The organism is Kitasatospora sp. NPDC054795 (assembly GCF_053611565.1).
Genome location: NZ_JBSHAP010000044.1, coordinates 19,928 through 40,987, shown reverse-complemented (window position 1 = coordinate 40,987; position 21,060 = coordinate 19,928). Strand labels below are relative to the sequence as shown.

The 21,060-nt window shown below is 73.9% G+C and carries 21 protein-coding genes; 13 read left to right on the top strand and 8 right to left on the bottom strand.

The genetic code is table 11. The features are described 5' to 3' along the window. Nucleotides 1-7 precede the first annotated feature (7 nt). Nucleotides 8-163: an Imm1 family immunity protein gene (locus tag ACWGJO_RS17945; protein ID WP_452184837.1), complete on the top strand. Its 156-nt coding sequence runs from the start codon at nt 8-10 to the stop codon at nt 161-163. Nucleotides 164-182: 19 nt separating this feature from the next. On the opposite strand, the gene ACWGJO_RS17940 is transcribed toward ACWGJO_RS17945, so the two are convergent. Beyond that, complete coding sequence (locus ACWGJO_RS17940; RefSeq protein WP_452184878.1) at nt 183-998, bottom strand: SAM-dependent methyltransferase; 816 nt, start codon at nt 996-998, stop codon at nt 183-185. Nucleotides 999-1,257: 259 nt separating this feature from the next. Between ACWGJO_RS17940 and ACWGJO_RS17935 the strand changes: the two genes are divergently transcribed. From ACWGJO_RS17935 to ACWGJO_RS17910, 6 genes are all read left to right on the top strand, one after another. Further along, entirely contained in the window at nt 1,258-1,605 is a 348-nt protein-coding gene (locus tag ACWGJO_RS17935) for a PRC-barrel domain-containing protein (protein WP_452184876.1), read from the top strand. A 185-nt stretch (nt 1,606-1,790) separates the two neighbouring features. Continuing rightward, nucleotides 1,791-2,057, top strand: a complete 267-nt coding sequence (locus tag ACWGJO_RS17930) for a metal-sensitive transcriptional regulator (RefSeq protein ID WP_188303232.1) — start codon at nt 1,791-1,793, stop codon at nt 2,055-2,057. A 288-nt stretch (nt 2,058-2,345) separates the two neighbouring features. Then, nucleotides 2,346-3,782, top strand: a complete 1,437-nt coding sequence (locus ACWGJO_RS17925) for an endonuclease/exonuclease/phosphatase family protein (protein WP_452184835.1) — start codon at nt 2,346-2,348, stop codon at nt 3,780-3,782. A 44-nt stretch (nt 3,783-3,826) separates the two neighbouring features. Then, nucleotides 3,827-5,830: a phosphocholine-specific phospholipase C gene (locus ACWGJO_RS17920; RefSeq protein ID WP_452184833.1), complete on the top strand. Its 2,004-nt coding sequence runs from the start codon at nt 3,827-3,829 to the stop codon at nt 5,828-5,830. A 90-nt stretch (nt 5,831-5,920) separates the two neighbouring features. Next, nucleotides 5,921-6,394 (top strand): VOC family protein, encoded by a 474-nt coding sequence (locus tag ACWGJO_RS17915; RefSeq protein ID WP_452184831.1) that lies wholly within the window; start codon nt 5,921-5,923, stop codon nt 6,392-6,394. 4 nt (nt 6,395-6,398) lie between these two features. Continuing rightward, nucleotides 6,399-6,848 carry an SRPBCC domain-containing protein gene (locus tag ACWGJO_RS17910; protein ID WP_380351600.1) on the top strand — a complete coding sequence of 150 codons (450 nt, stop codon included), beginning with the start codon at nt 6,399-6,401 and terminating at the stop codon, nt 6,846-6,848. Nucleotides 6,849-6,961: 113 nt separating this feature from the next. On the opposite strand, the gene ACWGJO_RS17905 is transcribed toward ACWGJO_RS17910, so the two are convergent. After that, complete coding sequence (locus tag ACWGJO_RS17905; protein ID WP_452184829.1) at nt 6,962-8,212, bottom strand: FUSC family protein; 1,251 nt, start codon at nt 8,210-8,212, stop codon at nt 6,962-6,964. Between the two features lie 110 nt (nt 8,213-8,322). Continuing rightward, complete coding sequence (locus tag ACWGJO_RS17900; RefSeq protein WP_380544782.1) at nt 8,323-9,057, bottom strand: polyprenol monophosphomannose synthase; 735 nt, start codon at nt 9,055-9,057, stop codon at nt 8,323-8,325. Between the two features lie 159 nt (nt 9,058-9,216). Here ACWGJO_RS17900 and ACWGJO_RS17895 point away from each other — a divergent pair, with 159 nt between their 5' ends. Further along, a complete protein-coding gene (locus tag ACWGJO_RS17895) occupies nt 9,217-10,023 on the top strand; it encodes a hypothetical protein (protein ID WP_452184827.1) in 807 nt (268 codons plus the stop codon). A gap of 26 nt (nt 10,024-10,049) precedes the next feature. Here ACWGJO_RS17895 and ACWGJO_RS17890 read toward each other — a convergent pair whose 3' ends face one another. After that, nucleotides 10,050-11,636: a N,N-dimethylformamidase beta subunit family domain-containing protein gene (locus tag ACWGJO_RS17890; RefSeq protein ID WP_452184826.1), complete on the bottom strand. Its 1,587-nt coding sequence runs from the start codon at nt 11,634-11,636 to the stop codon at nt 10,050-10,052. 483 nt (nt 11,637-12,119) lie between these two features. Here ACWGJO_RS17890 and ACWGJO_RS17885 point away from each other — a divergent pair, with 483 nt between their 5' ends. Then, nucleotides 12,120-14,021, top strand: coding sequence for an amino acid transporter (locus ACWGJO_RS17885; protein WP_452184874.1), 1,902 nt, complete (start codon nt 12,120-12,122; stop codon nt 14,019-14,021). 86 nt (nt 14,022-14,107) lie between these two features. On the opposite strand, the gene ACWGJO_RS17880 is transcribed toward ACWGJO_RS17885, so the two are convergent. From ACWGJO_RS17880 to ACWGJO_RS17870, 3 genes are all read right to left on the bottom strand, one after another. Further along, nucleotides 14,108-14,377 (bottom strand): GlsB/YeaQ/YmgE family stress response membrane protein, encoded by a 270-nt coding sequence (locus ACWGJO_RS17880; protein WP_359903939.1) that lies wholly within the window; start codon nt 14,375-14,377, stop codon nt 14,108-14,110. A 257-nt stretch (nt 14,378-14,634) separates the two neighbouring features. After that, nucleotides 14,635-15,435 (bottom strand): HEAT repeat domain-containing protein, encoded by an 801-nt coding sequence (locus tag ACWGJO_RS17875; protein WP_452184824.1) that lies wholly within the window; start codon nt 15,433-15,435, stop codon nt 14,635-14,637. A 101-nt stretch (nt 15,436-15,536) separates the two neighbouring features. Further along, nucleotides 15,537-16,250, bottom strand: coding sequence for a TetR/AcrR family transcriptional regulator (locus ACWGJO_RS17870; protein WP_452184822.1), 714 nt, complete (start codon nt 16,248-16,250; stop codon nt 15,537-15,539). A gap of 121 nt (nt 16,251-16,371) precedes the next feature. Here ACWGJO_RS17870 and ACWGJO_RS17865 point away from each other — a divergent pair, with 121 nt between their 5' ends. The 4 genes from ACWGJO_RS17865 (at nt 16,372) to ACWGJO_RS17850 (ending at nt 20,415) form a co-directional block, all read left to right on the top strand. After that, nucleotides 16,372-17,571 (top strand): FAD-dependent monooxygenase, encoded by a 1,200-nt coding sequence (locus ACWGJO_RS17865; protein ID WP_452184820.1) that lies wholly within the window; start codon nt 16,372-16,374, stop codon nt 17,569-17,571. Nucleotides 17,572-17,765: 194 nt separating this feature from the next. Further along, on the top strand, nt 17,766-18,731 hold the full coding sequence (locus ACWGJO_RS17860) for a substrate-binding domain-containing protein (RefSeq protein ID WP_452184818.1): 966 nt from the start codon (nt 17,766-17,768) through the stop codon (nt 18,729-18,731). Between the two features lie 239 nt (nt 18,732-18,970). Then, a complete protein-coding gene (locus ACWGJO_RS17855; RefSeq protein ID WP_452184816.1) occupies nt 18,971-19,624 on the top strand; it encodes a CBS domain-containing protein in 654 nt (217 codons plus the stop codon). 140 nt (nt 19,625-19,764) lie between these two features. Then, on the top strand, nt 19,765-20,415 hold the full coding sequence (locus ACWGJO_RS17850) for a LamG domain-containing protein (protein ID WP_359903956.1): 651 nt from the start codon (nt 19,765-19,767) through the stop codon (nt 20,413-20,415). 95 nt (nt 20,416-20,510) lie between these two features. Here the strand turns inward: ACWGJO_RS17850 and ACWGJO_RS17845 are convergent, their stop codons facing one another. Then, nucleotides 20,511-21,020, bottom strand: a complete 510-nt coding sequence (locus ACWGJO_RS17845; protein WP_452184814.1) for a hypothetical protein — start codon at nt 21,018-21,020, stop codon at nt 20,511-20,513. Nucleotides 21,021-21,060: the final 40 nt, after the last annotated feature.

Below are 21,060 nucleotides of genomic sequence, written 5' to 3'. Positions count from 1 at the left end.
GTGCTCGGTGGGCGCGGCCGGGTCCCGCCGGGCACTGGACCGAATTCCCGGACCGGCCGAGATCCCCGTCGACCTGGTGCGCCGGGCCGTCAAGGAGTTCCGGCTCCCGGGCGGCCGTCGCCCGACCCGCGTGACCCGGAAGGACCGGTACCCCGAGGAGTGACGGCCGACCGGCCCGGGCCTCAGGGCTTGCGGGCCACCGCGCCGTACATGCTGACGCGGTCGGCGCCGGGCTCGGGGGCGGTGTCGGGGCGCCAGAGGGGGACGGTGGTGACGCCGGGTTCGAGGAGGTCGAGCCCCTCGAAGAAGGTCCGGACCTCCTCGCGGGAGCGACCGACGAGTGGAGCGGTGGCCCTGTCGTAGACGCCGGTGACCCGGTCGCGCGTCGTGGACGGGATGAAGTCGGCGGTGCCGTGCGACAGGACCAGGTGGCTGCCGGAGGGCAGGGTGTCCAGCAGCGCTGCGAGCACCCGGTGCGGCTGGTCCTCGTCCCGCAGGAAGTGGAGGACCGCGGCGAGGACGAGCCCGACCGGGCGGGAGAAGTCGAGCAGCTCCGCCGCCCGGACAGCGTCCAGCAGATCGCCGGGCTCGCGCAGGTCGGCCTGGATGACGGTGGTGCGGCCGGCGCCCGAGCCGGCCATCAGGGCCCGGGCGTGGCTGAGCACGATCGGGTCGTTGTCCACGTAGACGACCCGGGCGCCGGGCCTGGCCGTCCGGGCGATCTCGTGGGTGTTGCCGGCCGTGGGGATGCCGGTGCCGATGTCGAGGAACTGGTCGATGCCGAGGTCGGCGACGCACCGCACCGCGCGGGTGAGGAAGGCGCGGTTGGCGCGGGCGGTGGAGCGGAACTCCGGGTTGGCGGCGAGCGCCTTCTCGGCGGCGGCGCGGTCGGCGGGGAAGTTGTCCTTGCCGCCGAGGTAGTAGTCGTACATCCGGGCCGGATGCGGCACGTCGGGCCGCAGGTCGGCCGCGATCCCGGCCCCGCCGGACTCCCACATGTTCTCGTACCCCACGGCTGCCGCCCCCTTCGCCCGGACACCACTGACACCACTGACGATCCACTCGCGGTCCTGCTGCCGGACAGCCTAAAGCCCAGGTCACGGCCCCCGTGGCGGTTGGCCGGGTCACCCCCGTATGTCCCTTTTCGTCGGGTCGGGGGCCGGTGGCCCCGCCGCGCGTCCCGGCCGCTCCCGGCGCAGGATGGGAGACCGGGGCGGGGGAACAGTCGGGGACGGAGGTCGGACCGTGGGCATCGCGATGGCGGACATCCGCGAGTGGCGCGGCCACGCCGTGGTCGACGAGAAGAGCCACCGCATCGGTTCGCTGGAGTCGGTCTACGTGGAGACGGCCAGCGACGAGCCGTTCTTCGCCACCGTCACGGTCGGGTTCGCCGGTCGGCGCCGCCTGGTGTTCGTCCCGCTGGAGGGTGCGGTGGCCGGCCCGGACTACCTCCGGGTGGCGTACCCGCGCAACCTCGTCAAGCAGGCGCCGGCGATCGGCACCGACGACGTGCTGCCCGCCGAGGACGAGCCCGCCGTGTTCGCGCACTACGAGCTTCCGTACGCGACCGGCACGGGCGGGGAACGCCGCCTGTCGCGCCGCTGAGCCGCGCCCCGGCCAGCCGCCGGCCCGTGCCCGCCCCCGCCGCAGGCCCTCCGCCGGCCCGTGCCCGCCCCCGCCGCCGACCCGGTTCCGGGACGGGCGGGTCGGGTACGACGTCCGCCACCCGGGAATGAATACCCCGCCGGGTACACTTGTCCATCGACAGTCGATGTGAAAGGCGGCCCGACATGCAGGTGGACGAGGAGGCGGTCGGCGCGGTCCTGAACCGGCTGCGTCGCGCGCAGGGCCAGTTGGCCGGGGTGATCGCGATGATCGAGGCGGGCCGGGACTGCAAGGACGTGGTCACCCAGCTCGCCGCCGTCTCGCGCGCGCTCGACCGGGCCGGGTTCAAGATCGTCGCGAGCGGCATGCGCCAGTGCATGGCCGCCGCGGACGAGGATGCCGCGCCGATGAGCGAGGCCGAGCTGGAGAAGCTCTTCCTCGCCCTGGCCTGACCGGCGCTCCGCGCCTCAGGAGCACGGCCCGACGGGGGCCGCGGTGGACCGGTCCACCGCGGCCCCCGTCGCATGTCCGCAGGTGCGCCCACCGAAGTTCCCGCACCGCCCGACGCCCCGTCATGCTTCGTTCATGCGCCGGTCGCCGGCCTTCGGGTGAATGAGGCCGCCCGCAGTTGTACAGCCAACTGTGCGAGCTCCCTTCTCCCAGCCTCCGTGACCAGCCGTACCCGGCCCCGGCGAACCGTCCCCCGGCGGGCCCGGTCCCGGACGGCGGACAGGACAACCGTGGCCGCAGGCAGCGCCCTGACGCTCAGTTCCTCCACCAACCCCACCGAAGGCGACCGGCTCACCTTCCACTGGACCACCGACGCCCCCGACGCCAAGAACTGGGTCGGCATCTACGACGGCGGCCGCCAGCCCGGCAACGGCAGCTCGCTGCTGTGGAAGTACACCCCGGGCACCGCGGGCGACGTCCAGCTCGACACCTCCGCGCTGACCGGCGGCCCGTACACCGCCTACCTGCTCGCCAAGGACGGCTACGGTATCCTCGCCAGGACCGAGCCGTTCTCCTTGCGCCCCAAGCCCGCCGTCGTGCGCCCGCACGCCGCCGTGGACGCGTTCACCGCCACGCCCGTCGCCCCGGGCGCCGCCGTGACGGTCCGGCTCGGCGGCCTCTGGTCCCGCCCGGCGGGCAACCCGGCCGGCTCCGCCACCTACCGCAAGGTCGGCGGCCCGGCCTGGGCCTCCGTCAGCGCCGACGGCACGCTCACCGGCACCGCCCCCGCGGCCGCAGGCAAGAACCCCGAGCCGGTGGTCGTCGGCGTCAAGGACAGCACTGGTGCCACCGACACCGTCACCGTCCTCGTCCCGGTGGCGGACCCGGCCGCACCGCTGCGCCTCAAGGCCGCCAGCTGGAACCTGCACGACGCGGGCTCGGCCCACACCGACGCGCTGGAGAAGCAGTTGCGCGTGGTCCTCGCCCAGGGCCTGGACGTGCTCGCCCTGCAGGAGACCGCGGGGGAGCGGGCCAGGACCCTGGCCGACGCCCTCGGCTGGTACGCCTACCAGAGCCCGGGCAGCGTCGGCATCCTCAGCCGCCACCCGCTCACCGACATCACCGCCCCGACCGCCGAACTGCCCGCCGCCGCGGCCACCCTGCGACTGCCCGGCGGCCGCAGCGTCCGCTTCTGGGCCGCCCACCTGGACGAGGCGGGCTACGGCCCGTACGCCGTCCAGGACGGGCGGAGCGCCGCCGAGGTGGAGGCCGCCGAGAACGGCTCGCTGCGGCTGCGGCAGGCCCGGGCGCTGGCCGCCGCCGTCCGCACCGACATCGCCCGGCGCACCCCGGTGGTGCTGGCCGGCGCGCTCTCCTCGCCCTCGCACCGCGACTGGACGGCCGCCACCGCCGCCGCCCACCAGGGCGTCGGCGCGCTCGCCTGGCCGGTCACCGTGGCCCTCCAGGGGGCCGGACTGACCGACACCTTCCGCGAGGAGTGCCCCGATCCGGTCAAGGCCCCCGGCAACACCTGGTCGCCCACCCGCAAGCGGCGCGGCGACCGTCCGGAGCCGCAGGACCGCGTCGACTACGTGCAGTACGCGGGCCCGTTGAAGCTGGTCGAGGCGCACACCCTGGTCGCCGACTGGCCGCAGCCCGAGCCCGGCACCGCCGCCAACGAGTGGCCCTCCGACACCGCCGCCGCGGTCGCCACCTTCCGGCTCTGAGCTCCCCGGCTCCCCATCCCCCAGCTCCGAGAGGCCAGTTCGTCATGCCCGAGCTCTCCCGCCGCACCTTCGTCGGCGCCACCGCGGCCGCCGGCGCCACTGCCCTGACCGGTCTGGCGGCCGCCCAGGCCGTCGCCGCCCCGGCCCCGGCCCCCGCCGCCGGTGCCAAGCCCGCCGCCCCGCTCACCGGGACCATCAAGGACGTCAGGCACGTCGTCGTCCTGATGCAGGAGAACCGTTCCTTCGACCACTACTTCGGCACCCTGGCCGGCGTCCGCGGCTTCGGCGACAAGCAGGCGCTCCAGTTCCCGGACGGCACCGACGTCTTCCGCCAGCCCGACAGCCGGCGCAGCGACGGCGGCGCGATGCTGCCCTACCGGATGGACACCGCCAAGTACAACGCCCAGAACGCCAGCGGCCTCCCGCACGACTGGGCCACCGGCCACCAGGCCATCAACAACGGTGCGATGAACAAGTGGATCGCCGCCAAGGGCGAGCGCACCATGGGCTACTTCACCCGCGACGACATCCCCTACCAGTACGCCCTGGCCGACGCGTTCACCGTCTGCGACGCCTACTTCACCTCGCTGGCCGGCCCCACCGACCCCAACCGCCTCTACCTGTGGACCGGTACCGCCGGCCCCGGCCGGGACGGCACCACCGGCCCGTGGATCGACAACACCCCGGTCACCGACAACCCCGTCGCCGACTGGACCACCTACGCCGAGCGCCTGGAGGCGGCCGGCGTCAGCTGGCGCGTCTACCACAACCCCAGCAAGGACGACCGCACCGGCGACTACGACGACAACGCGCTCTCCTACTTCAAGCAGTTCCACGAGTTCCCGCACGACGACCCGCGGTACGTCAACGCGATGACGAAGTTCGACCCCGCCGACTTCGACCGCCACTGCAAGGACGGCACCCTGCCGACCGTCTCCTGGCTGGTCGCGCCCTACCTGTTCTCCGAGCACCCGGAGGCCGGTCCGGCCTACGGCGCGCACTGGGTCGACCAGGCCCTGCAGTCGCTGATGTCCAACCCGGAGGTCTGGCAGCACACCGTCTTCCTGGTGATGTACGACGAGAACGACGGCTACTTCGACCACATGGTCCCGCCCACCCCCGAGCCGGGCACCCCCGAGGAGTTCACCCAGGGACGGGCCATCGGCCTCGGCAACCGGGTGCCGCTCTGGGTGGTCTCGCCCTGGTCGCGCGGCGGCTGGGTCAACTCCCAGGTCTTCGACCACACGTCGGTGCTGCGCTTCATGGAGCTGGTCACCGGGGTTGCCGAGCCCAACATCTCGGCCTGGCGCCGGGCCGTCTGCGGCGACCTCACCAGCTGCTTCGACTTCGCCGCCCCCGAGCACGCGATCCCGGCGCTGCCCGACACCAAGGCCCTGATGGCCAGGGCCGACGCGGGCACCAAGCTGCCCGGCGTCGCGCTGCCGGCGGTCGGCGACCAGGCGATGCCGGTCCAGGAGCGCGGCGAACGCCCGCACCGGCCGCTTCCGTACCAGCCGTGGGCCGACGTCGAGGTGGACCGGAAGACCGGCAGGGTCACCTGCACGATGAACAACGACGGCTCGGTGGCCTTCCCGTACACCGTCTACCCGAACATCCTGCTCCCCTTCGCCGGCACCCCGTACACCGTCGCACCGGGCGCCACCGCCCGGTACGTCTGGGACGCCGCCGCCACCGGCGGCCGCTACGACTTCACCGTGCACGGCCCGGACGGCTTCGTCCGACGCTTCGCCGGCACCGTGGTGCGCGACGGCCAGGACGGCCAGAACGACATCGGCGTGCCGATCGTCACCGCCGACCTGCGCGGCAACCGCAGGCTCACCCTCCAGGTGGCCAACGACGGGATGACGGACGTGGCCTTCACCGCCGCGCCCAACGACTTCGCGGGCACCGCGCAGACCGTCCAGGTCAAGCCCGGCAAGCAGGCCGACCTGGCCTGGCCGCTGGACAAGCAGGGCCGCTACGACGTCGTCGTGACCGCCCACACCGGTCAGCGCTTTGTCCAGCGCTACGCGGGCTGGGTGCACTGAGCCCCGGCCGGCCCGGCCGGGGGCGCCGATCCGGTGACCCCCGGCCGTGGCTCGGCCGCCGTGCCGGAGCCCGCCGTTACCGTCGGGCGCATGCAGAAGATCACCACCTTCCTCTGGTTCGACGACCGGGCCGAAGAGGCCGCCGCCTTCTACACCACCCTGTTCCCGGACTCCCGGGTCACCAGGACCACCCGGTACGGCGAGACCGGCCCCGGCCCGGCGGGCTCGGTGATGACCGTCGAGTTCGAGCTCGCCGGCCGCGAGTACACGGCCCTCAACGGCGGTCCGGCGTTCCACTTCACCGAGGCGATCTCACTCCAGGTGGAGTGCGAGGACCAGCAGGAGGTCGACCGGCTCTGGGCGGAGCTCAGCGCGGACGGCGGTGAGGAGGGACCGTGCGGCTGGCTCAAGGACCGCTACGGCCTCTCCTGGCAGATCACCCCCCGGGTGCTGCTCGACCTGGTCGCGGGCGAGGACCGGGCCACGGCGGACCGCGTCTTCGCGGCCATGCTGCGGATGCGGAAGATCGAGATCCAGCCGTTGCTCGACGCGGCGAAGGGGTGAGGCCGTGACCGCCTTCGGCCACCGCGGCATCACCTACCTGCGGGCCACCCCCGAGCGGGTCTGGCACGCGCTCACCAACGCCGACGAGTCCGGCCTCTACTGGGGCCACCGCAACGTCTCCACCTGGCTGCTCGGCGCGCCCTGGGAGCACCAGCGGACCGACGGCTCCGGGACCGCCGACGTCATCGGCACCGTCGAGGCGGTCGACCGCCCGCACCTGCTGGTCACCACCTGGGCCGGCCCGCAGGAGCAGCACGCCGCCTTCCCCTCCCGGGTCACCTTCGAGCTCCAGGGCTGGCAGGACCTCACCCGGCTCACCGTCACCCACGTGGACCTCGCCGACGAGGCCGCCCGGGCGGACGCCGAACAGGGCTGGTCGGCGGTGCTCGCCAACCTCAAGACCTACCTGGAGACCGGCCACCCGCTGCCGCAGCAGCCCTGGCTGATGCCCTGACCCCTGACCCCTGGCCCCTGGCCCCTGGCCCCCTGACCGCGGCCCGTGGCCCGTGGCCCGTGGCGAACAGCGCCCGGCGCCCGGCCAGGGCCTGTCCGCCACGGCGGAGCGCCCTACGCCGCCGGGCGCTCCGCCGTGGCGGACCGGCCGCCGCGGGCCCGCTCGCCGCGCAGCAGGCGGCGCAGCGCGGCGTAGCGGGAGAACCGCTCCCGGTTCGCCACCGAGGCCCGGTCCAGCTCCTCCATCAGCCGCCGGCTGCGGTGCTCCAGGTCCATCTCGTCCAGGATGCGGTCCACCTCGGCCAGTATCGAACCGTGCAACTGCCAGGCCTCCGGGTGCTCCTGGACCTTGCGCAGCAGCACCTGGGCGACGTTCTCCCGGCAGGCCCAGGCCGCCGCCAGCTCGGTGGTCAGCCTGTCCTCGGCCTCCTCGGCGTTGCGGCTCACCTGCGTGGTCACCAGCACCGCGTAGCTGACCATCGCATCGCCGACGTGCGCCAGCAGCTCCTCCAGCCCCGACGCGACGTCCGGCGGGAAGAGCCGTTCGCCGGGCGCGCGCCGCTTGGCCAGGTCGGTCAGCGAGCGGGCCAGCACCCGGATCACCACGACGCAGATCTCCAGCGTGTCCAGCCCGGTGCGCAGCACCAGCCGGGACAGCAGCCCCTCGCTGATCCGCGGGTTGAAGCGCAGGCTGTCCTCCGCCTGGCGCAGCGCCGCGTCCACGTCGGCGATCGCCTGGTCCAGCCGCCGGGCCTCGTGCAGCCGCTCGGCGGCCCGGGCCACCGGGGTGGGGCGGCCCAGTTCCTCGGAGATGTCCAGGAGCAGCTGGCGAGCCCGCCGGGCGAGGTCCTCGATCGACTCCCCGGCGGTGTCCACCCAGACCGGCGGCGCGAACAGCAGGTTGAACAGCAGGCCGACGGCGGCGCCGATGAGCGTCTCCAGCACCCGGTCCCAGGCCTGCGAGGCCAGCTTGGTCACGCCCAGGATCAGCATCGCGCTGATCGCGACCTCCTGGACGAACTCCTCGACCCGGACGAACCGGCCGACGACCAGCGAGGCCAGGATGATCAGCCCGAGGCTCCACCAGGAGAGCCCGACCACGGCGCTGAACCCGATCGCGATCAGCACCCCGACCACCACCGAGTTGACCCGGCGGATGCTGGTCTTCAGCGTCGAGTAGACGGTGACCTGGACGACCAGCAGCGCGGTCAGCGGCGCCGTCAGCGGGGCGGGCTCGCTGCTCAGCTGCGTCGCCACCGCGTAGGCGATGGTGGCCGCCACGGTGGCCCGGACGGTCTGGACCACGAAGGGTTCTCGGGCGCTGCGGCGGACCAGGTCCGCGAGGGACTCCGGGAGAAGGGCCATGTCGCCCTTCTTTCCCCGCATCAGCCGTTCACACCGCTCCCGGGGCGCTCCGGCACCCGTACGCCCGCATCGGGCCGGGTTCGCGCGCCCCGCCGCCGGGGCCCGCCGGCTCAGTTGTCGCGGTTGAAGCGCAGCTTCCAGGGGGCCAGCGCGGACTCGACCTGCACACCCATGCTCATCTTCGAGGCGCCCTCGATCCGCTCCTCGAAACGGATCGGCACCTCGCGGATCGACAGGCCCTGCTTGACGACCCGGTAGTTCATCTCGACCTGGAACGAGTAGCCGTTGCTCTGCACGGTCGGCAGGTCGATGGCGCGCAGGGCGCTCGCGCGCCAGGCCTTGAACCCGGCGGTGGCGTCCCTGACCCCGAGGCTCAGGATCGCGTTGACGTAGAAGTTCGCCCAGGCGGACAGCGCCTTGCGGTGCCAGGGCCACTCCTCGGCGGTCGAGCCGCCGGGGACGTAGCGCGAGCCCAGCACCACGGCGGTGTCGTCGGCGAGCAACGTCTCGACCATCACGGGTATCACCGAGGCCGGGTGGGACAGGTCGGCGTCCATCTGCACCACCACGTCGGCGCCCTCGTCCAGGGCCTTGGCCATGCCGGCCAGGTAGGCGCGGCCGAGGCCGTCCTTCTCGGTGCGGTGCAGCACGCCCACGGTGCCGCCGGAGTCCGCGGCCAGCTTGTCGGCGATCTCGCCGGTGCCGTCGGGGGAGTTGTCGTCGACCACCAGCAGGTGCAGGTTGGGCACCGGAAGCTCCGCGAGCATGCCCGCGAGGACCGGGAGGTTCTCCCGCTCGTTGTACGTGGGGACGACCACAACGACCTTGGGGGAGGCCTCGACCATGTTCTGTTTCCCTCGTGCCTGCTCCGGATGGGACCGTGCGAGTCTATCCGGCGTGTCGGCCGGCTCCTGCCCCGGCCGGGGGCGGAAACCCGTTCGACCGCGATGGGCCGATGTGGGAGGCTGCCGCCGCCCTTTCCGAACGCCGACCCGGAGCCCTCCTTGACGATCCGTCGCAGCACCGCCCTGCCCGTCACCGCCCTGGTCCTCGCACTGGCCACGCTGACCGGCTGCGGCGCCGACAGCGCCGCTCCGCCGAAGGCCGCCCCCACGACCGGAGCGTCCACCGGCGCCACCGGCGCACCGGCCGACGCGACCGGAGCACCCGCCGACGCGACCGGAGCATTCGACCCCGCGGTCGCGATCGCCCACCGCTCCCGGGAGCCGTACGCCGCGACGTTCGAGATGACCGTCGAGAGGGGCGAGGGCGACGAGAAGGAGCTGACCACCGTCACCGCCCGGTCGAACCACAACACTCCGGCCGAGGGATCCCGTACGGAGGCGAAGATGGTCCGCGGGTCCTCCGTGCTGGCCTGGGAGGAGACGGTGATCATCGACCAGGCCGTCTACCGGCGGAACAAGGAGAGCGGTGAGACCCGGTGGACGACTGATCAGAAGCCCCCGGCGAGCGTCGGGGTCGGCGCATACGACGGCGACGGCTACGCCAAGGTCCTGCTGGACGCCGGGCCCGCCGCCCGCAAGGGCATGGAGACCGAGGCGGGCGTGCCGGTGTTCCACCTGAGCGCCCGGCTCTCACCGGCCGAGCTGCGCCGCGCGGACCCGAGCTACGGGGTCGGGCGCCAGAACGAGGGCGCGGACGCGGCCGACTGCCAGCTGTGGATCGACCGGCTCGGCCGGACCGTCCGCAGTGAACGCTCGACGGTGGTCGCCGGCAAGCCGGTCGTGACGAAGGAACGCGTCTCGGACTTCGGCCCCGCGGAGACTTTCACCCCGCCGGCCACCGGCTGAGCCGCCCCCCGCTACGCCGCCCCCCGCTACGCCGTGCCGTAGACGGCGGCGAGGTTGTCCTGGGCCGGGCGGGCCCGGCCGGCCGGGCCGGCGGCGAAGGCGCGCAGGACGTTCTCGGTGACCTGGCGGACCAGGTCCCCGGCGTGCACGTCGATGCCGTGGTCGGCCCTGCCGCCGCCGGGGCCGCGGGCGTCCAGCGCCTCGACCCAGCGCATCGTCCCGGTGGCGAACACCCCGGCGCCGCCCGGCACGGTGCAGTAGGCGGTGTCGGAGTGGGAGCGGCGGCCGTCGCAGACCACGGGGGAGTGGGCGATCACCTCGATCGGGCGGGGGGTGGGGAAGCCGGTGTCCACCCGGTCGTACTCGACCCCGACCAGGTGCGGGAACGAGGCCCCGGCCGCGACGCCCGTCCCCTCGAAGGCCCAGTGCCCGGGCGAGGTGACCACGTACGGGGCGTCCACCGGGTAGCCGTCGTAGATGACGCCGAGCATCGAGCTCTCCGGGTCGGCGCCCGGGCCGGCCCGGAAGTCGGTGGTCGCCGGGGCGCCCGACAGGTGGCCCGGGTCCTGCGCCCAGGCGTCCTTGTAGCAGACCACCGCGCGGTCCGGCCCGAGGTCGGTCGGCTCGAACCGGACCCGGCGGAAGCAGCAGTTGGCGCCCAGGACCGCCAGGTTGGTCCCGGTGTCGCGGGCGGCGACCACGTTGGCCCGCTGCTCGGGCGACCAGTACTCGTCGTGGCCGAGCGACAGGACGGCGGCGGCCCCGGTCAGCAGGCCGGGCTCGCGGGCCACGTCGATGCCGGTGGTGTAGGCGAGCGGCAGGCCGAGCCGCTCGGCGAGGGCGACCAGGGGCGCCTCGTAGACCAGGAACAGCCCGGCGCCGTGGTCGTAGTCGTACGGTCGGTCGAAGACGGCCTTCAGCGAGCGGGTGGCCAGGCCGCCGGTCGGGCCGTTGTAGAGGCTGTAGCCGCCCCACTCGTTGTAGGCCTGCCAGGTCGCCGGGGCGCTCATGATCACGGTCCTGCCGGCGGTGCTCGCCGAGCGGACGGTGAGCGGGACGTAGCGCCGGCCGGAACCGTCCTCGGCGTCCAGGCGCAGCAGGTAGGCGCCCTCGGGCCAGCCGGCGGTGTCCACCGCGAGGGTGCGCTGCCAGCCGGTCAGCACGGTGCGGGTCACCGGGTCCACGTGCGGCGCGGCCTGCCGGCCGCCCGGGACGTGCTCGCGGCGCCAGACCAGCCGGGCGCGGGCGCCGTCGTACCAGCCCATCCGGTAGGCGGAGACGGTGAAGGCCGCGGCCGGGGTGGAGACGTGCAGGCCGAAGGGCTCGCCGGGCAGGACGCTGACCCGGTCGGCGAACCCCGCGATGGCGTCGTCCGGGCCGGGGTCGGTGATCTCCCAGTCGGGGTTGCCGGGGCGGGAGCGCTCGCTCGTCGGCCCGGTGTGCCCGTCGGCGGCCGGGCTGCCGGGGGCGCTCGGGGCGGAGGAGGCCGCGGTGGCCGCCGCGGCGGACGGCTGCGCGGCGGCGGCCGGGGCCGGGCGGGGGTGGCCGCAGGAGGTGACGGCGGCCGCCATCAGGCCCAGGCCCAGAATCCTGCGCCGGCTCGGCTCCGCCACCGCGACCTCCGTGTTTCCTCGTGCGTACCCGTACCCGCACCCGTGTCCGGGGCCGCGGGCGCGTCGACCGGGTCGGTGGCGGCGCGCTGGGGGCGCCGGCCCGGTGTGTCGGTCGCGCGGACATCCTCGCGTGTTTCGCGAGCCCCGCGCAGGCCGCCGCGCCGGGCCGCGGCCTTCGCCGGGCTCCGTGGGGGCGCCACGGGGGAGCTTCAGGGGCGCCGCAGGGGCGTCGGCGAAGGCGGCCGGGGACGGCCCGCGACCGGGCAGGGCCGTACGGGCGCACCCGGGCGTGTCGACCGGCGCGGTGGCCCGGCCCCGGCGGGCCGGTCCCCTAGCCTGACCAGGCGCGCCGCCCGGCGGCCGCAGGGGATCCGGAGCCGTCCGCGCCCGGCCGAGTCGTGGACAGGGGTGCACGTGGTTTCGTCGGGGTCGGCCGAAGCGGGGGCGGGGCCGGTCTCCCGGCGCGAGCGGTTCCGGGCCTGGATGCTGGAGGGCCTGGCCGACATGGCCAAGCAGCATCCCGGTCCGCACGCCGAGGTCCCGCACGAGGAGGGCCGGCGCTGGTGGCGGGTCATGTGCCTGACCGGCCTGGACTACTTCTCGACGCTCGGCTACCAGCCCGGCATCGCCGCGCTCGCGGCCGGGCTGGTCTCGCCGCTGGCGACCATCGTGCTGGTGGCCGTCACCCTGCTGGGCGCGCTGCCGGTCTACCGGAGGGTGGCTCAGGAGAGCCCGCACGGCCAGGGTTCGATCGCGATGCTGGAACGGCTGCTGTCCTTCTGGCAGGGCAAGCTCTTCGTGCTCACCCTGCTGGGTTTCGCGGCCACCGACTTCATGATCACCATCACCCTGTCCGCCGCCGACGCCAGCGCGCACCTGGTGGAGAACCCGCACCTGCACAGCGCGCTGACCGGCAAGCAGATCATGCTGACCATGATCATGATCGCGCTGCTCGGCGCGGTCTTCCTCAAGGGCTTCAGCGAGGCGATCGGCCTGGCCGTGGTGCTGGTCGCGGTGTACCTCTCGCTCAACGTCGTGGTGGTGGCCAACGGGCTGTGGCACGTGTTCAGCGAGCCGCAGCTGTTCACCGAGTGGACGGACGCGCTGACCGTGGAGCACGGCAACGCGATCGCGATGATCGGAGTCGCGCTGATCGTCTTCCCGAAGCTGGCGCTCGGCCTGTCCGGCTTCGAGACCGGCGTCGCCGTGATGCCGCACATCGAGGGCGACCCGGACGACACCGAGGAGAAGCCCACCGGCCGGATCCGCGGCGCCCGCAAGCTGCTGACCACCGCCGCCGCGATCATGAGCGTCTTCCTGATCACCACCAGCTTCATCACCACGCTGCTCATCCCGCCGGACCAGTTCGAGCCCGGCGGCCAGGCCAACGGGCGGGCGCTCGCCTACCTCGCCCACGAGTACCTGGGCAGCACCTTCGGCAGCGTCTACGACCTCTCCACGATCGCCATCCTCTGGTTCGCCGGGGCGTCCGCGATGGCCGGGCTGCTCAACCTGATGCCGCGCTACCTGCCCCGCTACGGCATGGCGCCGCACTGGGCCCGCGCGGTGCGGCCGACCGTCGTCGTGCTCACCCTGATCGCCTTCCTGGTGACGTGGATCTTCGACGCCAACGTGGACGCCCAGGGCGGCGCCTACGCGACCGGCGTACTGGTGCTGATCAGCTCCGCCGCCATCGCCGTCACCATCGCCGCCCACAAGGCCGGGCAGCGCCGCTGGCGGGCCGGCTTCGCGGTGATCGCCGCGGTGTTCCTCTACACCACGGCGGTGAACATCGCCGAGCGGCCGGACGGGGTCAAGATCGGCGCCTGCTTCATCGCGGGCATCATGCTGGTCTCGTTCCTCTCCCGGCTCAAGCGCGCCTTCGAACTGCGCGTCACCGACGTGGTGCTGGACGACGTCGCGGAGCGGTTCGTCCGGGACTACACCCACCGCCCGCTGCGGCTGATCGCCAACGAACCGAACAGCCGCGACCTCGCCGAGTACCGTGACAAGATCCGCCAGATCCGGCGGGACAACGACATCCCGGCCGAGGACGACCTGGTCTTCGTCGAGGTCACCGTGCTCGACCCGTCCGACTTCGAGGCCGAACTGACCGTGCGCGGCGAGGTGCTGCACGACCGCTACCGGGTGCTCTCCCTGGAGAGCTCCAGCGTGCCCAACGCCCTGGCGGCCCTGCTGCTCCGGGTGCGCGACCTCACCGGGCAGCAGCCGCACATCTACTTCGAATGGACCGAGGGCAACCCGTTCGCCCAGTTCCTGCGGTTCTTCCTGTTCGGACAGGGCGAGATCGCCCCGGTCACCCGCGAGGTGCTGCGCGAGGCCGAGCCGGACCGCTCACGCCGGCCGGCCGTCCACGTGGGCTGAGCGGGCCCGGCCGCCGACGCGGCCGAGGGCCCGGTGGCCGGAGGCCGGGTCCTCCCGGCTTCGGGACGGAACGGTGCGTCGGCCGGTCAGCGGTTCTGGTGGGATCTGCTCCACGCGGGGGCGACGAAGGCCACCAGGGCGACGGCGAAGACGATCTGCAGGATGTGGCGGATCCAGTCGATCCCCGAGGTGTGGCGGACACCGATCCAGCCGGAGACGGCGTTGCCGAGCCAGGCCCCGGCGGCGCCGAGCAGCATGGTCAGCCACCAGGGGATCGACTGCGGTCCGCGCAGGATGAGTTTGGCGATCACGCCCAGCACGAAGCCGATGAGCAGAATCCACAGGAGCTGGAACATCGCAGTCCACCTTCCGGGCGCACCCGGGCCGACGGCCCGGTGCGCCGAATCGCCGATGACGCGGTTCGTCCCATGATCACCCGGATCGGGCGAACGGGCACGTCGACCGGAGACCGCGCAGGTCGGCGGCGCGCCGACGGGCCGCTCCCGGCCGGGACGCGGGCGGTCCGGCACCCGTGAACGACCCGGCGCCCGTGAACAACCTGGCACCCGTGAACGACCCGGCGCCGGCGTACGACCCGACGGCGGCCGGGACCTCAGAGGTCCCGGACGGCCGTGACGGCCTCGCGGACCCGCGGGTGCGGATCCTCCGCCAGGCCGTCCAGCAGTTCGGCGACGCCCGGGGTGGACCAGCGGCCGACGGCCCAGACCAGGTCCCCGCGCACCTCCGGGGCCGGATGGGAGGCCAGCCGGGCGAGCCGGTCCACCGGGCCGCGCCGGCGCAGTCCGAACCAGTGCAGCGCCGAGCGCAGTTCGGCCGGGTCGCCCGGTTCGCCGGCCGCCGCGATCCGCGCGAGCAGCACGGGCACGGGCGGCGGCGGGCCGTCCAGCGGGTGCGGGTGGCGCTCGCGCAGCCGGCGGCCGCCGTACTCGCCGTAGATCCGGCAGCCCTGACAGGTGCAGGGCCGGGTGCCGTGGGCGCCCGGCACGTAGCGCCAGCCGGTGACCTGCGGCACGGCGCGGACCCGGTGCACCTCGCGGGCGCCCACCGCTCGCGGCAGGAACACCTCCCAGCCCCGCGGGTCGGCCAGTGCGCCGATCCGCCGGACCGCCTCGGCCGCGCGCAGCGGCTGCTGGACGCCCCGGGCCCGGTCGCGGTAGTGGCCGGCCAGGACCTCCTGCTCGTCGTCCAGCCGGAGGTGCACCGCGACCAGCGCGCCCTTGGGGCCGAACCGGGCCAGCTCGCGCAGCCACTGGTGGGTCAGCGTGTACGAGGGCAGCACGGGGAAGCAGTACACCCCGCGCGCGCCGCCCTGGCCCCGGCTGTCGGCGCGGATCCCGGCGCGGCGGATGCGCGGCGCGTTCGCCGCGGCGGTCAGGTGCACGAACATCGCCATGGGGCGCGATCCTAGCGAGCGACCGTCGGTGCTCCGAGCGATTTTCCGGGTGCCACCGCCGGGCGGGGAGGCGGCCGGGCGGTCCGGGGAGGCCCCGCGGGTCAGGCGGTGTCCGCGCGGCGCTCGATCAGGGCGGCCAGTCCGTCCAGGATGCGTTCCAGGCCGAACTCCAGCGCCTGGTCGCGGCCGCCCGGGTCGGCCATGGCGGCGGCGACCGCGGGGAAGCGGTCGGCGTGCTCCTGGACCACGGCGCCGAGGGCGGCGAGGAGTTCGGCCTCGGGGGTGGCGGCCGGTCCGGCGGCGCGGGACTGCGCGGCGATCCCGCGCACGTGCCCGGTGAGCAGGACGGCGGCGTCCATCCGTTCGGGGCCGGTCAGCCCGTGGCCGTCGAGTGCCGTCACCACCCTTTCCAGCCAGTCGAGTTCCTTCGGGCCGATGACCCGCGCGCCGACGGTGGCGTCCAGCAGCCACGGGTGGCGGGCGAAGGAATCAGCCAAGTGGTGGGCCCAGGCGGTGAGTTGATCCCGCCAGTCGGTGCCCTCCGAGGTGTCAGGGGGTGCGTCGACGGCCGACTCGACCATCAGGGCGATCAGTTCGGCCTTGCCGGGGACGTAGCGGTAGAGCGACATCTTGGTGAAGTCGAGCAGCCCGGCCACCTTCTGCATGGAGACCGCGGCGAGCCCCTCCGCGTCGGCGACCTCGACCCCGGCCGCGGCGATCCGCTCCAGGCTCAGGGCCGGCTTCGGCCCCCGGGTGGGTCTGGCCGGCGGCCCCCAGAGCAGTCGCACCGTGTCGTTCGCCGCCTCGGCCATCATCCGCTCCGTCCTGGGTCGCGGCCTGGGGGGTTGTCCTTCCAGGCCAACTGTGTCTACCGTACACAGCAGCGAACAGTGTCCGCGAGACACAGTTTTCTGATTCCCGGACGGAGTGGTTTCCATGAGCACCAAGGTCCTGATCTCGGGCGCGAGCATCGCCGGCCCCGCGCTGGCCCACTGGCTGGGCCGGTACGGCTTCGAGGTGACCGTGGTCGAGCTGGCCCCCGCACTGCGCGACGGCGGCCAGGACGTCGACTTCCGCGGCCGCACCCACCTGACCGTGCTGGAGCGGATGGGAGTCCTGGAGGAACTGCGCACGCTCGGCACCGGCGGCAGCCCGATGACCTTCGTGGGCCCCGACGGGCGCCGGCTGCTGCACCTGCCCGCCGAATTCGCCGGCGGCGACCTGGAGGTCCCGCGCGGAGAGCTCGCCCAACTGCTCCACCGGCACAGCAGCGCCCGCGCCGAGTACGTCTTCGGCGACTCGGTCACCGCGCTGGAGGAGACCCCGAGCGGAGTCCGGGTCACCTTCCGGCACGCGGCACCAAGCGAGTTCGACCTGGTGATCGGCGCCGACGGGCTGCACTCCACCGTCCGCCGGCTCGCCTTCGGCCCCGAGCGGCGCTACGTCCGCCACCTCGGGTACTACACGGCCACCTGGCAGCTGCCCAACGACCTCGGGCTGCCGACGGGCGCGGTCGGCCTCAACGTCCCCGGTCGGCTGATGTCCGTCGGTGCCGCCCACCGCGACCCGGGCCGGGCCGGCGCGTTCTGCCTCTTCGCCTCGCCCGAGCTGCGCCACGACCGCCACGACCCGGCGCGGCAGAAGGAGCTGGTCCGGGCCGCCTTCACGGGCCTCGGCTGGCGGGTGCCGCAGCTCCTGGAGAGCCTGGACGCCGCCCCCGAGCTGTACTTCGACTCGATCAGCCGCGCCGACGTGCCCGTCTGGTCGACCGGCCGGATCGCCCTGATCGGCGATGCCGCCTGCGGCGCGACCATCGGCGGCATGGGCACCGGCACAGCGGTGGTGGCCGCGTACGTCCTGGCGGGCGAGCTGGCCCGGGCGCGCGGCGACCACCGGGCCGCCTTCGGGCGGTACGAGCAGCTGCTGCGCGGCTACGCGCAGGGCTGCCAGAAGGGCGGGGACCGGACCGGGCCGTTCCTCGCCCCGCGCACGGCCGCGGGCCTGCGGTTCCGCAACGCGCTGCTCAACCGGCGCTGGGCGCTGCAGCGGATGCTGGAGCTGGGAAAGCAGGTCAGCAGCGTCGAACTGCCGGACTACGAGCGCGACTCACGGCGTCGGCGGGAACTCGCCGACTGACCGGGGACACCCGGTGCGGCACCAGGGGCCCTGGACGGTCCCGCGAGTCGATCGTGCGACGGCCGCGCCCTCCCGGGTGGCCGGCGGACATACGACGGACATTCGGCGGGCCACCGCTGGAAGAACGTTCCACGAGCGGCGGCCGCCCTTCCGCCGCCGACCCTCCGGCGCCGGTCAGCGCCGACCTGGTCGGCATGGGCGCCCCCGCCGCCGACGCGCTCCTCAACAAGCTCGCGGCCGACTACAACGCCTCGCTCTCGGCGGCCGGGGACACCACCTCACCCCGGCTGTACAGCTGGGACGCCCGGGGATCCGGCACGATCACGTCCAAGGCGGGGGCCACCACCGTCTTCCGGCCGACCAACACCAAGCAGGCCCTGAGCACTCTGGTGGCCAACACCGGCGCCACGGTCGACTTCGTCCGGCTGAGCCGGCCGCCGCAGCAGACCGACCCGATCTCGATCGACTTCATCCCGTTCGTGAAGGACGCGGTGACCTGGGCGGCCCCGGCGGGTGGCAATGCGCCGAACAACCTGACGAGCTTCCAGCTGCGGTCGATCTACGCCTGCGACATCACCAACTGGCGGCAGATCGACTCCCGGCTGCCGGACGCCACGATCAGGCCGGTGGTGCCCGGCTCCTTCTCCTCGAGTTCCAGCTACCGCCATTCGACCTACACCTCCGACGAGATGATCGCCTTCGCGTCCGGCGCTGTGAACGGCGGCGATCCGGGTGCCTTCTACGCGGGCCCGTGCGTGACCTCCGGTGTCGCGGACGACCAGGGCGAGGACGCGGTCCTGCACGATCCGAACGCGATCGTCCCGTACTCGGTCGGCCGCTGGCTCGGCCAGGTGACCGGCGGGCACCGGAAGCCGGGCGACGACCCCGGGGTGCTGATGCCGAAGAACCTGGACGGAGTGGCCCCGACGGACGGCGGCGAGATCAGCGAGTACCTCCTCCAGAGCTGGTACGGCCGGGTCCTCTACCTCGGGGTGCGGGACGGCGACTGGAGGGGCGTCGGCACGCAGGGCCAGGCGCTGCGGAACGTGTTCGGGCAGGAGGGCTGGTTCTGCACCTCCCCGGTCGCCGAGGCGGACGTCCGGAGCTACGGCTTCCTGCCGATGGTCTCCTTCGCCTGCGGGGCGACCGTGCACGCGTGATCCTGTCGGGGCGTGGTGCCGGGGGATGTGCGGCCGGGGGTGCGGTCCGGCGGACCCGGTGTCGGGAACGCGTTCGCGGGCCGGGGTGTCGGGAACGCGTTCGCGGGCCGGGGCCCAAGGTCCCACCCGTTCGGCCCCTTGGCCCCTGGCGATCGGCGCCGCCGCGAGCGATGCTGCCGGTACCGGCCGGGACGATCCGCGTCCGGTCGGAGCAGGATTGTTGGACGAGGTGAACCGGCGTGCGGCATGCCACCGTCGAATCCGTGATGACCAGCCCCGTCGTCCTGGTCTCCCCCGAGACCGGATTCCGGGAGATCGTGACGCTGCTGAGCGAGTACGACATCACCGGCGTGCCGGTGGTGGACCCGGAGGCGCGCCCGCTCGGCGTGGTCTCGGAGGCCGACCTGCTGCGGACCCTGGCCGCTCAGGAGGACCCGGCCAGCCTGCTGCCCGCGCCCGAGTCGGCGCAGGCCGGCCCGAACGGCGAGGTGACCGCGGCCGATCTGATGACGGCGCAACCGGTCTGCACCACACCGGACACCAGCATCGTCGCGGCGGCGCGGCTGATGAGCCGGCACGGCCTGAAGCGGCTGCCGGTGCTGGACGAGGAGGGGCGGGTCATCGGCATGGTCAGCCGCGGCGACCTGCTGCGGGTGTTCCTGCGCGAGGACGTGGTGATCCGGCGCGAGATCGTCGAGGAGGTGCTCGGCCGGATCGACGGGGTCAGTCCGGCGCAGGTCGGGGTGGAGGTCAACCAGGGGCGGGTGGTGCTCAGCGGCACCGTGCCCGAGCAGCACCTGGTGCCGATCGTGCTCAACCTGTGCCGCTCGGTGGACGGGGTGATCTCGGTGACCGACCGGCTCGGGGCCGAAGGGGCGGCGCCGGTCGGCTGACCGGCCGCGCCGTCCCCGATTCGCACGTTCGTCCCGGACCCGAACGATCCACTTCGCATACTGCGGAGGGTATCGGGTAACTCACCCTGTGTGCCCGTCAGTGCGGACTGCCGGGACGGCGGAGCTTCGGGGAGGCGGCCGTGGCAGTCGTGTTCGACGCGGACTTCACTTCGACCAGTCAGTGGATCGCCGGGCGCAGCAGCGCCTATCCCCGGATGGGGCCGACCAATCGGAGCGACCACAAACTCGACTACCTCAACCGCGACTACTGCCCCGACGGGGTGTTCGCGGCGGTCCGGCGGCACAGCGGCGGGCTGTGGAGCTGCAACCTGCTGACCACCGAGGGCAGTCCGGACGGTTTCCAGCTCCGTGCCGGGGACGTGCTGTCGGCCAGCGTGACACTGCCCGTCGAACTGGGCGCCTGGCCGGCGATCTGGACCTGGCGGGACGGCGGCAACGAGGTGGACGTCTTCGAGTACCACCCGGACAACCCAGACCTGCTGGAGATCTCCAATCACGTTCGGGGCGGCTACCGGTACTGGCACGGCGCGGGTTCCGGGATCGGGCCGGGGGCGACCTTCGATCTGCGGGTGGTGCTCGGCGCGAACTCGGTGGACTGGTACGTGGAGGACGAGCTGGTCTACGCGGACCTGCACGGCGTCGGGTCCGGGTGGCACGCGTACCTGATCGTCAACATGTCGGTGGCGGACGGGACGTACCACGACCGGCCGCCCTACGGTGGGCCGGACCGGCTCAGCTGGGTCTGCCGCGGCCTCCGGGTCGAGCGCTGAGCGGGCGGGCGGGCGGACGGGCTCACGGGTGCCCGAGGTGACGGCGGTCCGTGGGGCTCCTGCGGCTCGTGGGGTGCCTACGGTTCGCGGGGTGCCTACGGTTGGCGGGGTGCGAAGGCGGCGGTGATCGGGCCGCGCGGGGCGTACCCGCCGCGCGGGTCGAGCGGAGTGAGCAGGGTGTGCGGATCGCGTGGGCCGTAGAGGCCGTTCGCGCCCGGTGGGCCGGGCCGGCCGGAACGCTGGAACCAGACCGCCCGGCGTTGCGGGCCGATGTGGGCGGGGTCGGTCACGTACAGGTCGTCGCGCGGGGCGCGCTCGTTGCCCGGGGCGAGCGCCGCGTCCACGGCGCGGTCGGCGAGCGCGCGCAGCAGCGCGGCGGCGGTGGTCTCGGCGGCGGCCGGCGCGATGGCGAGGGCGGTGAGCTCGGCCCAGAGCGCGGTGGTGACGTAGCCGATCGGGGAGTGGCCGAGCGCCGGGACGGGGCGGGCGTCCGGGTGGCGCCGCAGCACCCCGGCGGCGACGAGCTGCTCGGGGGAGCGGTCGTCGTCCGGCGGTCGGAAGGCCGTGGGTGGCTGGTGAGCCGTGGGCCACTGGGGGTGGGACACGGGCGGCGGATGGTGGGTCACGAGCGGCACGCTACCCCGG